10 protein-coding genes are annotated in these 13,587 nt (G+C 46.9%); 8 read left to right on the forward strand and 2 right to left on the reverse strand.

Going from position 1 to position 13,587, the window contains the following annotated elements; all coding sequences use genetic code 11:
* Positions 1–229 precede the first annotated feature (229 nt).
* Both ABIX36_RS26410 and ABIX36_RS26415 read right to left on the reverse strand, forming a co-directional pair.
* Positions 230–1,876: a serine hydrolase gene (locus tag ABIX36_RS26410; RefSeq protein WP_348085167.1), complete on the reverse strand. Its 1,647-nt coding sequence runs from the start codon at positions 1,874–1,876 to the stop codon at positions 230–232.
* Positions 1,877–2,343: 467 nt separating this feature from the next.
* Positions 2,344–3,516, reverse strand: a complete 1,173-nt coding sequence (locus ABIX36_RS26415) for an acyl-CoA dehydrogenase (protein ID WP_348085168.1) — start codon at positions 3,514–3,516, stop codon at positions 2,344–2,346.
* A 155-nt stretch (positions 3,517–3,671) separates the two neighbouring features.
* Here ABIX36_RS26415 and ABIX36_RS26420 point away from each other — a divergent pair, with 155 nt between their 5' ends.
* From ABIX36_RS26420 to ABIX36_RS26455, 8 genes are all read left to right on the forward strand, one after another.
* Positions 3,672–4,190 carry a DinB family protein gene (locus ABIX36_RS26420; RefSeq protein ID WP_348085169.1) on the forward strand — a complete coding sequence of 173 codons (519 nt, stop codon included), beginning with the start codon at positions 3,672–3,674 and terminating at the stop codon, positions 4,188–4,190.
* 141 nt (positions 4,191–4,331) lie between these two features.
* On the forward strand, positions 4,332–4,526 hold the full coding sequence (locus ABIX36_RS26425) for a hypothetical protein (protein ID WP_348085170.1): 195 nt from the start codon (positions 4,332–4,334) through the stop codon (positions 4,524–4,526).
* Positions 4,527–4,913: 387 nt separating this feature from the next.
* Positions 4,914–5,429: a DUF2911 domain-containing protein gene (locus ABIX36_RS26430; RefSeq protein ID WP_348085171.1), complete on the forward strand. Its 516-nt coding sequence runs from the start codon at positions 4,914–4,916 to the stop codon at positions 5,427–5,429.
* A gap of 119 nt (positions 5,430–5,548) precedes the next feature.
* Positions 5,549–6,679: a DUF3810 domain-containing protein gene (locus ABIX36_RS26435; RefSeq protein WP_348085172.1), complete on the forward strand. Its 1,131-nt coding sequence runs from the start codon at positions 5,549–5,551 to the stop codon at positions 6,677–6,679.
* Between the two features lie 14 nt (positions 6,680–6,693).
* Entirely contained in the window at positions 6,694–8,304 is a 1,611-nt protein-coding gene (locus ABIX36_RS26440) for a glycerol-3-phosphate dehydrogenase/oxidase (RefSeq protein ID WP_348085173.1), read from the forward strand.
* Between the two features lie 23 nt (positions 8,305–8,327).
* A complete protein-coding gene (gene glpK, locus ABIX36_RS26445; protein ID WP_348085174.1) occupies positions 8,328–9,833 on the forward strand; it encodes a glycerol kinase GlpK in 1,506 nt (501 codons plus the stop codon).
* Between the two features lie 33 nt (positions 9,834–9,866).
* The gene (locus tag ABIX36_RS26450; protein ID WP_348085175.1) at positions 9,867–10,595 is read left to right on the forward strand and encodes an MIP/aquaporin family protein; all 729 of its coding nucleotides are present in this window, start codon (positions 9,867–9,869) and stop codon (positions 10,593–10,595) included.
* A gap of 794 nt (positions 10,596–11,389) precedes the next feature.
* Positions 11,390–13,573, forward strand: a complete 2,184-nt coding sequence (locus tag ABIX36_RS26455; RefSeq protein ID WP_348085176.1) for a penicillin acylase family protein — start codon at positions 11,390–11,392, stop codon at positions 13,571–13,573.
* Positions 13,574–13,587: the final 14 nt, after the last annotated feature.

Here is a 13,587-nt window from a genome sequence, read left to right on the forward strand (position 1 = left end):
GGATCAGCTCTTCCCGTAAACCCTTCGGGAAATGAACCCCTGCGAAGAGCCGACCCGATCTTATTAAATCTTCATCCTCTATTTTCATACACCTTTTTTTAGTGTATAGTTATTTCAGGACGGGTCAGCTAAACAACGGTAGTAGCCGCTTGCCCGCCAAGCGGGGTTAGGTAAGTTAGAGCTGTGATAACAATTATAAAAATACAGTTCTATCCGGATCTAAGCCCCCCTACTCCCCCACCTTCTGCCATTCTACAGGCGTCGCCACAAAAGCTTTGCTGATGCTCCCGGCCTTATCTTTCTCAAATCTCAGCTTAAAGGTGGTTTCGGTATTATAAAATTCCAGATCATCTACCCTGAAAAATTCCAGTTGATGGTTATCCCAGGATTGTGTAAGTATTAATACATTCCCTTTCACGGCAAACCGCAGGTATAATTGCGGGCTGCCCCTCTGTGTAAATTTACCCGTGAAAGCCCCAAGCTGCGCGGCTGTGAAACCGGGGTGCTGCAAACTCTTAATATGGTATGCGGCAGATTGATTAGCCGTATCCAACTTTAACGATTGTTTATAATTTGTTATGGCCAGCGAAGTATCGCCCAAACTCTCGGCAGCGGCGGCAAAGCTATCCCGGGCATTTGCGCTTGCGGGGTACATAGCAACCTGCTGTTTAAATATGGCGAGGGCCTGCCGGTTTTTCCCGTTACGCAGTAATACATTGCCATAGTAATTAATATCTCCTTCGGAAAATTGATATCCTTTGCTTTGCAACCCTTTAAATACCGCCGGCACATTGCCGAAGCCTTGTGCCCGCAAAGCAGAGAAAAGCCGCGCCATAGTATCAGGTTCATCATACCTAAAATGCAGCGGACGCATGGTGAGGGCCGTTTGCCTGCCCAAAAACAGGCTGATGATCTGGTCGGCAACTTTTAGGGCCGGGCCACGGGTAAAGAAAACCAGGCTTTGGCCGGTGGCGGGGTTGGCCACAAACAGAGAAATAAAATCGTCGGTTTTGCCCCAATGCCAAATGAGGTTTTGATTTTTGCCTTGCACCAGCCCAACGCCCAGCCCCCAGTTGACATATTTAGCTGTATCGGTATTGCCCTGCGGCTTGCGCAACTGTTTGCTAAACATTCGCTGATGTGTTGCAGGTTTTAAACCCTTGCCGACTAAGAGCGCCTGTAAAAACAAGTTATAATCGTGCGCGTTGCTCAACAAGCTAAACGCAGCGTTCGGCAACATCGGAGCCAGATCGGGGCTTTCGGGGCCTATTACGCTGATATCCATTTCCTTGGTTTGAACGTAGGTGCTGTTATGCATGCCCAGCGGTTTAAAAACCTCCTCCTGCATCACCTGCTCAAAGTGCATGCCGGTGAGTTTTTCAATCACCTTTTGCAAAAACCAATAACCCTCGCCAGAGTATGCATAAGAACTGCCCGGCGCGAACAGCAATTTTACCGGTTCGCCCGTCTCAAACTGCGGAAACTCGGCCAGCCCGCTGGTATGGCTCAGCACCATCCGCGCGGTGATCATGCTGTAGCGCGGGTCCTTCATATCAAACCTGGAGTAGGTACCTATATAATGCATTAGTGGGGTATCAAGAGAGAGCACGCCCCTATCGCAAAGCCTTAAAACCGCGTAGGCAAATACGCTTTTACCCAATGAGCCGGCACGGAACAGCGTGTTAGTTGTTATTTGCTTCGTCAGCCCCTCTTTACCCGTACCAAGGTTGTATTCGGTGGTTTTACCTTTATTGGTATAAGCTAACTGAATACCGGGCAAACCGTTATCCTCGGCAATGTTCTGCAGTTGCGATTGCTGGGCTTTTAAGGTGGCGATAGAAAGAACGGACAGGAAAAAGCAAAATATTTTTTTCATGGAAGACGATCACTGATTTACCGGTTAAAGGTATCAGCAAAAGACACAATAACAAAATTAAATTCTGTTAAAATAGATTAAATTGGAATAATACAGAACAAACATGCCATAAACAGTATATAAGTCGAATTAAAATTCCGAACGCTTCATATTCACATAACCACCTGATGCAGTGGGTAGAGCTAATTCGAATAGAAAATATTAATTTCTAATATAATTATTATACTATAAATACAATTTAGTAGTTATACCAATAATTAACCGAATTAAAATCGGTCAGTTAATAGTTAGTTAAGATTAAACGAAAGCAGGAATAGCGCAAGGCCAATCCTGCTTTTTTTATTTATGGGCTTTTTGGCGAATCATTGTTCGGTAGCGCTATTACTCATACAGGCGGACCTATCTAAAAAAAAAGCCGCTACAAATTCAACATTTATAGCGGCACCAGTTAAGTACTTGAAGCCTCCCTACCTCAACACTTCCCTGCTTATTACAATTTTTTGGATCTCTGATGTCCCCTCGCCTATAGTGCAAAGCTTGGCATCGCGGTAAAATTTTTCTACAGGGAAATCCTTCGTATAGCCGTATCCGCCAAAGATCTGCACGGCCTCGTTAGCGCAACGCACCGCTACTTCCGATGCGAAGTATTTGGCCATGGCCGATTGCTTGGTCACCGGCAGGTGGCGGTTTTTAAGGTCGGCGGCCTGCATTACCAACAATTCAGACGCTTCTATTTCGGTGGCCATATCCGCCAATTTAAACGAGATCCCCTGGAAACTGCTTATAGGCTGCCCAAACTGGTGGCGCTCTTTAGAATAAGCAACTGCTGCTTCAAACGCGCCTTTGGCGATGCCTAAAGACAGCGCCGCGATAGAGATCCGACCGCCATCCAACACTTTCATAGCTTGTTTAAAGCCTTCGCCCTCGTTACCTAACAAATTCTCTTTAGGCACCCGGCAGTTATCAAATATCATTTCGGTAGTTTCTGATGCACGCATCCCAAGCTTATTCTCTTTTTTGCCTGCGCTAAAGCCCGGCGTACCCCGCTCTATCACCAGGGCAGAGATGCCTTTACTATCGCCTTTATTGCCGGTACGCACCATTACTACGGCTACACCGCCGCTTTTGCCGTGTGTTATCCAGTTTTTCGATCCGTTTACAATATAGTGGTCGCCATCCAAAACAGCTGTGGTATTCATGCCCATAGCATCGCTGCCGGTGTTGGCCTCTGTTAATCCCCAGGCGCCCAGCCATTCGGCAGTAGCCAGCTTAGGTAACCAACGGTGCTTTTGTTCTTCGTTGCCAAATGCTAAAATATGCCCGGTACACAGTGAATTATGCGCGGCTACCGATAAACCTATAGAGCCGCAAACTTTGGCAATCTCAACTATAACGGTTACATATTCTGCGTAGCCAAAGCCCGAGCCGCCATATTCTTCGGGAACCAAAACGCCCATCATGCCGGTTTCGCCCAATTGCTTAAACAGCTCCAAGGGGAATTTTTGTTCCTCGTCCCACAGCATTACATTAGGTTTAATATGCTTCTCGGCAAAATCTTTGGCCATCTGGCCTATCATCTTTTGGTTATCGCTTACAGAAAAATCGAAGCCGGCAGGAGTATCGGTTAGTAAATGGTCCATTTTAAAATCAGGGTTATAATTGGTTGCCGTAAAGATAGGAATAAAATACTATGCATGCATAGTATTTTATTCTTTTTGAGTTTTTTATTCCCTGCTGACATAGGGCTGTCATTAGCCCCCTGTTTCTTTGTATCATAAACTTAAAACAACAAGCTATGACAACCATCGAATTTTTTCTGGAACAATTAAATTTAGAAGCCGTAACCACCCGCAAAATGCTGGAGCGCGTACCAAACGACAAATACGACTGGCAACCACACCCAAAAAGCATGAATATCCGCAGCCTGGCCACCCACATTGCCGAACTGCCAACCTGGATCCCCATGGTATTATCTACCGAAGGTTTGGACTTTGCCGCCGCCCCTTACAACCCAACCATCATCAACAATACCGATGATCTGGTAGCGCTGTTTGAGAAATCGTTTGCCGAGGCACAAGCATCATTAGTGCCCAATAAAGAATGGATAATGAACGAAATTTGGACCCTGCGCAACGGCCCGGAAATTTACAGCCGCGAGGCTAAATGGGAAGTGATACGGATGACGATTTCGCAAATTATACACCACCGCGCACAATTAGGCGTTTACCTGCGCCTGTTGGATGTATCTATCCCCGGCAGTTACGGGCCAAGTGCCGATGAACAATTTACACCGCTTGAAGTAGAGGCGGTTTAATATCTCAATACATAGGCCTGTCAGCTTTTTTTGAAGTTGACAGGCCTATTAACCTTTAAGCTAAAATTTAAATACCTCAGCTTAAAATACTAAAACAAAACCCCGGCAGTTTATATTATAGTGATATAAAGCAATTCTGCCATGAATACTGCTGACAAACATTATAAATTCATTAATAGCCGCACCGGCTATGTCATATACTACCATTCGCTGGTAAGTTCGCTCAGTGCCGAAGAGATGAAAGCCGAACTGGAAAAAATAAAAGCACAGGTTGCCATCAAAAATGATATTTACCAGGAAACGGTTTATTGGGAAGAGATAAAAGATGACGAGTAACCGGCCGCTTTAAACAAACAATTATATTCTTGCCTTGCTCAACTGAAAATCAGTACGTTTATTTACCAACTGAGGTGCCCTTCGTGATAGAAAACAATGACCGGTAACTAATTAAATATTGCGGCGAATAAAAAACCCTCATGTCTGTTGAAACACGAGGGCAAAAACTCACAACAATTGTTTAACCTTTCGGTCAATTCCTAACTGCAATGTGCGTTCTGGTTGTATAACATGCAGCCCAACGGAAAGTTTTAAGCGACAGGAGTATTCATAAACTAATTTGGAGTGTATTATAAAAAACCACTACTGTTATAAATTAATGCCATTATATTTGCGCACAATAAATATTTAAGGACACGTTAATAATTAAACTTAAGAAACACCAACATGATGAGAAAAACATTTCAGTTTAAAGCGGCAGCATTTTTTGTATTTGCCTTATTAGTTTCCAGCTTTGCATTTGCACAGCAAAAACCGGCCAGCCCACGCGATAGCGTTAGCGCTAAAGTTGCCGGCTCAACCATTACCATTAACTACGGCAGCCCATCTGTAAAGGGCCGCAAAGTATTTGGCGAATTAGAAGCATACGGTAAAGTATGGCGTGCCGGTGCAAACGAGGCAACCGTATTTACCACCACAAAAGATATTAAGGTTGAAGGTAAAACACTGCCCGCAGGCACTTACGGCTTTTTTGCTATCCCTACCGAAACTACCTGGACCATTATCTTCAATAAAGTAGCTAAACAATGGGGCGCGTATAAATACGACGAAACCAAAGACGCCCTGCGTGTAACCGTAAAACCGGTAGCATCGGCCATGAGCGAGCGTTTGGTTTACAAAATCAATGCTAAAGGTTTCTCTTTAAACTGGGATAAGGTATCAGTACCGGTATCTGTAAAATAGTTTTTTGTGATTTTAAATAGCAAGCCTCCCGGTATAACCCGGGGGGCTTTGTCTTTTTATCGGCTTTTCTCCTCTCGCCCCTCTCCTTTTCTTCTTTAACCTATATATTTACCAGCCAAATGAAAAGCTATTTCGCCGGGAAACCTTTACTAAAAAGAGTGGCTGTTATACTGGCCCTGGCATTAGCCATATACCTGCTGATGCTTTTTGCAGGGCACCCACAGGCGGTTGAAAAATACTATTCGCAGGGCCTTTACCCGGCTATTTGTTTTGTACTCCATCCTGTTTTAAATATCTTCCCCTTTAGCGTTGGCGATGTAGTATACATCGCTGTTGTTGCCTACCTCTTTTATGCGGTTATCTTACTCATTAAATTGCTTTTAAAGAAGAAGTTTTTACGAGCCGGCCTCTTAATCACAGGGGTAATCATAGGCATCCAAAGCGGGCTGCTGCTTTTCTATATTTTTTGGGGCATGAACTATTTCCGCCCTTCGGCTGCCGAAAGGTTAAATTTAAAAGAATCCAAATTTACAGCCGTCGACTTGCAGGCGGTAACCACCACACTTATCGATAGCGCTAACGCTTCCCGTGCACGCGTTACCCCTGCCGATCTGCAACAAAGCAACGATACCATTTACGCTACAGCTATTAATGCCGTGCGGCAGTTGGGCGGCACATCGGCAAATTTTAAAACGTATAGTCCCTGCATCAAGCCATCACTGTTAACCCCTTTGCTCAATTACATCGGCACATCGGGCTATTACAACCCCTTTACTACCGAGGCACAGCTGAATTACCAGCAGCCGGTTTTTGTAAGGCCCTTTGTGGCCTGCCACGAAATGTCGCATCAGATGGGTTACGGGGCAGAGGATGAGGCAAACTTTGTGGGTTACCTGGCAGCTATCGGCTCCAAAAACAGGCTGCTGCGTTATTCGGCATACCAGCTGGCCGTTCGCGAATTTATGTTTAGCCTGTACCTTACCGATAGCCTGATGAATAAAGAATTAAAAAAGCGCATCTCTCCGCAGGTGAAGGCCGATTTTAAGCAGGAGCGCCAATACTGGCTGGCTTATCAAAACAAGGCAAACGTAATAACCGGCATTTTTTATGACAACTTTTTAAAAGCGAACAACCAGCCGCAAGGCCTGGATACCTACAACCGCATGGTAACGCTGGTTATGGCGACGTATAAAAGGCAACAACCGCAGCCCCCTAACCCCCTGAAGGGGGAACTGAAGTTAGAGAAGTAGTTTACAATAAATATATGGAGCATATTCCAAGGAGTAAATTAACTGCAGCGCTAAACAATCCCGAAAAGGTTTGGGATGTGATTATTGTTGGGGGCGGTGCTACCGGCCTGGGCGCTGCGCTTGATGCAGCCTCCAGGGGCTACCAAACGCTGCTGCTGGAACAAGCCGACTTTGCCAAAGGCACATCAAGCCGAAGCACCAAGCTGGTGCATGGGGGCGTACGCTACCTGGCACAAGGCAATATCAGCCTGGTAAGAGAGGCGCTCAATGAGCGCGGCCTGCTGTCGAAAAATGCCGCTCACCTCGTCACCAACCAATCGTTCATCATCCCCAATTATGAGTGGTGGGGCGGTTTGTTTTACACCATCGGCCTCAGCCTTTACGATCTTTTGGCAGGCAGGCTCGGCTTTGGCAGGGCCAAACATATTTCCAAAAAACAAGTGATCGCTCGGTTGCCTAACATACAGCAAAAGGGATTGTATGGAGGGGTTGTTTATCATGATGGCCAGTTCGACGATTCGCGGCTGGCTATTAATCTGGCCCAAACCTGCATCGAACAGGGCGCTACCGTGCTAAACTATTTCCAGGTGGTTAATTTAATAAAAGACTCGCAGGGGAATATAACAGGGGTAGTGGCCACCGATGCGGAGACCGGCGAAACCTACCCTATTAAAGGTAAAACTGTGGTTAACGCCACCGGGGTTTTTGTAGATGAACTGCTAACCATGGATAAGCCCGGGAAAAAGCCCATGGTGCGGCCAAGCCAGGGGGTGCACCTGGTGCTTAGCCGTTCTTTTATGCCGGGAGGCGATGCCCTCATGATCCCGGCGACCGACGACGGGCGTGTGCTTTTTGCCGTTCCCTGGCATGATAAACTGGTTGTGGGCACCACCGATACCCCACTTGATAACCATAGCCTGGAACCCGCAGCACTGCCGGAAGAGATCGATTTTATATTGCGAACTGCCGGGAGATACCTAACTAAGCAACCTGCAAAAGCAGATGTGCTGAGCGTATTTGCAGGTCTGCGCCCACTGGCCGCGCCCGAAAAAGATTCCTCAACAACCAAAGAGATCTCGCGCAGCCACAAGTTGGTGGTTTCCGGTTCGGGTCTCATCACTATAACAGGCGGCAAATGGACAACCTACCGCAAAATGGGCGAAGATACTATCGACAGAGCCATTGTGGTTGGTAAATTAAACCCATCGCCCTGTAAAACCAGGGATTTGCCCATTCACGGCAGCATGGCGGGTGTTGACAGCAGCAGTCACCTGTATGTTTATGGCAGCGACGAAGCCGCCCTGCTGCAGTTTGCCGGCGAAGATGCCGCATGGAAGGAGAAACTGCATCCGCGCCTGCCTTATATAGCTGCGGAAGTGGTATGGGGTGTGAGGTACGAGATGGCGCGTACCGTTGAGGATATTTTAGCCCGGCGGGTAAGGGCACTGTTTTTAGATGCCCGTGCGGCAATTGATATGGCGCCAACTGTAGCCGCTTTAATTGCAGCAGAACTTAACAAAGATGCTGCATGGAAAAAGGAACAAATTGATACATTTACACTATTGGCGCAAGCCTATTTGTTAGAACCGTATTTTCCGGCAGGATCACCTGCAACACCAATTTAAACCGACCAACGGATACTTAATTTATGGAAGATTACATTTTAGCTTTAGACCAGGGCACAACCAGCTCGCGGGCTATTATTTTTGACCACGCCGGGAAGATCCGGTCGCTGGCGCAAAAAGAGTTTACTCAAATTTTTCCGCAACCGGGCTGGGTAGAGCACGACCCTAACGAGATCTGGTCTACCCAAGCGGGTGTTGCTGCCGAAGCCACCGCTAAAATGGGCATCAATGGCACCAACATTAAGGCCATAGGTATTACTAATCAGCGCGAAACCACTATAGTTTGGAACCGCCTCACCGGCGAGCCTGTTTACAACGCAATTGTATGGCAGGATCGCCGCACCGCCGATTTTTGCGAAGAATTAAAACAAGCCGGTCACCAGGAACTCATCCGTAACAAAACAGGCCTTGTAATTGATCCCTATTTTTCGGGCACAAAAATAAAATGGATCCTGGATAACGTAGCCGGTGCCCGCGAAAAGGCTATTGCCGGCGAACTTGCCTTCGGCACGGTTGATAGCTGGCTTGTATGGAAATTTACCCGGGGCAAGGTGCATGTTACCGATATTACTAACGCCAGCCGTACCATGTTGTTCAATATCCGCACGCAGCAGTGGGATGAGCAATTGCTGTCGCTGATGGATGTCCCCGCCGCCATGCTGCCGGAGGTTAAGCAATCGAGCGAGGTATACTGCGAAACCGCCACCACTATATTCGCCACAAAGATCCCTATAGCCGGGATAGCCGGCGACCAGCATGCCGCTCTTTTTGGGCAGATGTGTATTGACAAGGCAATGGTGAAAAACACCTACGGAACAGGCTGTTTTATGCTGATGAACATTGGGAGCGAGTTTATCGCCTCAAAAAACAACTTGCTTACCACTGTAGCCTGCAAGATAAACGGCCAGGTGCAGTACGCCTTCGAGGGCAGTATATTTATTGGGGGCGCCGTGGTGCAATGGCTGCGCGACGGGCTGGGGATCATTAAAACCTCGGCAGAGGTAGAGCAGCTTGCTTTAAGCGTTGCGGATACCGGCGGTGTTTATTTTGTGCCTGCATTTGCCGGGCTGGGCGCACCTTATTGGGACCCTGATGCGCGCGGTACTATTGTGGGCATTACCCGTGGTACAACCGCCGGGCACATCGCCCTTGCCGCCATACATTCCATAGCTTACCAAACCATGGATGTATTGAACGCTATGGAAGCAGATGCCGGTATGAAGATAAAGGAATTGCGCGTAGATGGCGGCGCTACGGCCAACGACCTGCTGATGCAATTCCAGGCCAACCTGCTTAATTGTAAAGTAATAAGGCCAACCATTGTGGAAACCACGGCCCTGGGAGCCGCTTACCTGGCGGGGCTGGCGGTAGGCTACTGGAAAGATATAGACGAAATAAGGGCACTATGGCAGGCAGAAAAAGAGTTTGATGTACAGGCCGATCTGCCGAATATTAGTAAAGGAATACAAGGCTGGAAAAAAGCCATCCGTACCGCCCAGTGCTGGAGCGACGAAGAAACAGGGGCATAGCAATACAATTATAAACCTTAAACCAATATACTGATGTCTCCATTTTTAGCAGAGCTACTGGGCACCATGCTGCTCATCTTATTAGGCAATGGCGTAGTGGCCAATGTGCTTTTAACAGGTACAAAAGGCAACAACGCCGGCTGGCTGGTCATAACCACTGCCTGGGGTTTGTCCGTTTTTGTAGGGGTTACGGTAGCCGGGCCTTACAGCGGCGCTCATTTAAACCCGGCGGTAACTATCGGGCTTGCATTGGCGGGCAAATTTGTCTGGAGCAGTGTACTGCCTTATATAGCTGCGCAATTCCTGGGCGCATTTATAGGCGCAAGCCTGGTGTGGTTGATGTATATAGACCATTTTAGGCGAACAAATAACCCTGCCGCCATCTTAAGCGTTTTTTGCACGGGGCCGGCGGTGCGCAATTATTTTTCAAATATCGCCAGTGAGATCATTGGTGCATTTGTGCTTGTTTTTGTGGTGTTCTTCATCACAGGGGCCGAGATAACGCCAACAAAAACACCTGTTGGCCTTGGCTCGGTTGGAGCGCTGCCGGTGGCTTTGCTGGTATGGGTCATAGGCCTTTCACTGGGCGGTACTACGGGTTACGCCATCAACCCGGTGCGCGACCTTGGTCCGCGCATTGTACATGCGCTGCTCCCCATAAAAAATAAAGGCGACAGCGATTGGTCATACGCCTGGATCCCCGTAATAGGGCCCATCCTTGGCGCGGCATTAGCAGCGCTGTTGTATTTGTATATTAGGTAAGTTCTGGGCAGCAATAATAAATCGTTGAAAAATCGGCCGCAACAATCGGTGAAATCAAAATTAATCTGTGGAATCGGTGTAAATAAAAAGGCGTTCCGTATCTCACCCCGGAACGCCTCTGCAACATCATCTCTCAAATAATGCTGATCAACTAAATCTCAGATAACATGTTAGTTTTACCCAAGCTCTTTATTTAATAACCTGGCGGTTAACTAAATTATCGTAACTAAATTCTTTGTGGCAAAAGCAATACAATTATTGTACCCGCTTTTTAAAGTCCCACAATTCGGTGTCAAAGATACACAATGAACGGCCCGGCGGTAAATATATTATATCCGTCTTTTGTAAAAAAGACGTTGCTTTAGTACAATATGTTACAGCGAAACGGTTATTTATTTTATTTATCGATAAAATAACATCGAAAATTAAAACCTTATAAACACGGTAGCAATATAGTAATTTTGGGGGATAGTGTAAAAAACTTTTTAAAGCATTTTTTTTTGTCCCAAAAAACATACAGCATTTAGCTGCAGATAAAGCTAAATTACCTTATACTACTTCTATTTTTTCTGTTTAAAGGTTGTACAATTGATAAACAGTTAGTGTTAAAATAGTGTTAAACAGGTAATTTAACCGTCAAAATAACAATTATTAAGGCCCGCTTAACTTCCATCAAACCCCTTTTCGGGCCCCGTTACACTATCCCTGCAGATTATACCAATTATTATTAAATTAGGAGATTGAAGATAAATTAATCATCCGTGGGTGGCTGTTGATGCCCTATTTTGTTATCTATGAAAAAAATATTTACCCTTATCGTCCTTGTTTTACCCTTACTATCCATCGCTCAAAAACATACCCCTGCAGAAATTGCCCGTTACCAGCAACAGGCGAAAGCGGTAACTATCATCCGCGATAATTATGGTACGCCGCACATCTATTCAAAAACCGATGCCGGTGTGGTGTTTGGGCTGATGTACACCCAGTGCGAGGAAAATTTTAAAGGGATAGAACGTAATTACCTGTACCAGCTTGGCCGCCAAAGCGAGGCCGATGGCGCTACTCCTTTATATACCGATGTACAGCTACAACTGATAGCCGATAGCGCCGATGCCATAAAAGATTATAACAACAGCGCACCCTCGTTTAAAAAACTGCTGGACGCCTTTGCCGATGGGGTGAATTATTACCTCTACAAACACCCGGAGGTAACACCGATGGTATTTAAAAAATTCAAACCCTGGTTCCCGCTGATGTTTACCGACGGTAGTGTTGCCGCTACCGAAACCGGCGACATTACCCCAAAAGAAACACAGGCCTTTTACGGCGATGCAGCTAATAACATCGGCGCGGTGTATTCTCCCCAAAGCATTATTAACACGCACGAGGAGCGTGAAACCGGCTCCAACGGGTTTGCCATTTCGCCATCGCGCACGGCAAGCGGGCATGCTATGCTCTATATTAACCCGCATGTGCCTTTCTACTTCCGCAGCGAGGTTGGGCTACAAAGCGATGAGGGTCTGCACGCTTATGGCGTAGTTACCTGGGGGCAGTTTTTTATTTACCAGGGCTTTAACCAAAACTGCGGTTGGATGCATACCAGCAGCTATGCCGATGTGGGCGATATGTATGCCGAAAAAGTGATAAAAAAAGATGGCAAATGGTTTTACGAATACGATGGCAAGCTAAAACCCGTAACCGTTAAAAAACTGACTATGCGCGTTAAAAAGGGCGATGAACTGGTGGCTACCGATATCACTGCTTATTATACTCACCATGGCCCGGTGCTGGCCGCAAGGGATGGCAAGTGGCTGGCGTTGAAACATTACAACCGGTCGTACAAGGCTTTGCTGGAATCGTGGTTGATCACCAAGGCAAACACCTTTGCCGAATACAAAAAGGCGATGGGGCTGCTGGCCAACACCAGCAACAATACCGTTTATGCCGACGGACAGGGTAACACTGCTTTTTGGTATGGCGATTTTATGCCCAAACGCGACCCGAAGATCAACTGGGCCCTACCTGTAGATGGCAGCACACCCGCAACAGAATGGAAAGGCTTGCACTCGCTGGACGAGATCGTACATGTCTACAATCCATCCACCGGATATATCCAAAACTGTAATTCGTCACCATTTACTTCGGCAGGCGCAGCCAGTCCCGATAAAACAAAATACCCGCTATATATGGCACCCGATGATGAAAACTACAGGGGTGTAAACGCCGTTAGCCTACTTAAAGATGCCAAGAACCTTACGCTGGATGGATTGATAGCAAAAGGGTACGACCATTACCTGCGCGCTTTCGACGATATGCTGCCCAGCTTATTTGCTGCCTATAATGCCGCGCCCGACAGCGTTAAAACTAAACTTGCCGAACCCATTGCCCTCTTAAAAGCATGGGATAGACGCACCGCCGCAAACTCGGTTGCCAGCACCGTGGCTATTGAATGGGGCAGTGCTATGTTCCGCACCATGCCGCCGCCCCTGCCCGGCGAAACCAGTTATATAGTAAAGCGCTTAAAAGAAATGCTGCAAACCATCACACCCGAAAGCCAGCTGGCCATGCTAAGCCATACCATTACCGGCCTGCAAAACCGTTACGGCACCTGGAAGATGCAATGGGGCGACATCAACCGCTACCAGCGCCCGGCAGACGGCATAACTTTTGACGATAAACTGCCAAGTCTGCCTGTTGGCCTAACGTCCTCCAACTTTGGGCAACTGCCATCGTTCCAAAGCAGAATAATGCCGGGCACCAAAAAACGCTACGGTTACTCTGGCAATAGCTTTATAGCCGCTATAGAATTTGGCCGTTTCGTAAAAGCAAAAACCATTATCACCGGCGGGCACTCATTTGATGCCTCGTCGCCAAACTTTACCGACCAAGCCCAGGGCTATATAGATGGAAAGTTTAAAGATGTTCTATTTTACAAAGGCGATGTATTGAGGCACGCGGTACAAACTTATCATCCATAACCTTACTTACCCGG

The sequence above is a fragment of the Mucilaginibacter sp. genome (assembly GCF_039925265.1).
GTDB lineage: Bacteria > Bacteroidota > Bacteroidia > Sphingobacteriales > Sphingobacteriaceae > Mucilaginibacter.

Coding starts and splice junctions, on each gene's coding strand:
- ABIX36_RS26410 (WP_348085167.1), bottom strand. CDS start 1,876: ATGAAAAAAATATTTTGCTTTTTCCTGTCCGTTCTTTCTATCGCCACC.
- ABIX36_RS26415 (WP_348085168.1), bottom strand. CDS start 3,516: ATGGACCATTTACTAACCGATACTCCTGCCGGCTTCGATTTTTCTGTA.
- ABIX36_RS26420 (WP_348085169.1), top strand. CDS start 3,672: ATGACAACCATCGAATTTTTTCTGGAACAATTAAATTTAGAAGCCGTA.
- ABIX36_RS26425 (WP_348085170.1), top strand. CDS start 4,332: ATGAATACTGCTGACAAACATTATAAATTCATTAATAGCCGCACCGGC.
- ABIX36_RS26430 (WP_348085171.1), top strand. CDS start 4,914: ATGATGAGAAAAACATTTCAGTTTAAAGCGGCAGCATTTTTTGTATTT.
- ABIX36_RS26435 (WP_348085172.1), top strand. CDS start 5,549: ATGAAAAGCTATTTCGCCGGGAAACCTTTACTAAAAAGAGTGGCTGTT.
- ABIX36_RS26440 (WP_348085173.1), top strand. CDS start 6,694: ATGGAGCATATTCCAAGGAGTAAATTAACTGCAGCGCTAAACAATCCC.
- glpK (WP_348085174.1), top strand. CDS start 8,328: ATGGAAGATTACATTTTAGCTTTAGACCAGGGCACAACCAGCTCGCGG.
- ABIX36_RS26450 (WP_348085175.1), top strand. CDS start 9,867: ATGTCTCCATTTTTAGCAGAGCTACTGGGCACCATGCTGCTCATCTTA.
- ABIX36_RS26455 (WP_348085176.1), top strand. CDS start 11,390: ATGAAAAAAATATTTACCCTTATCGTCCTTGTTTTACCCTTACTATCC.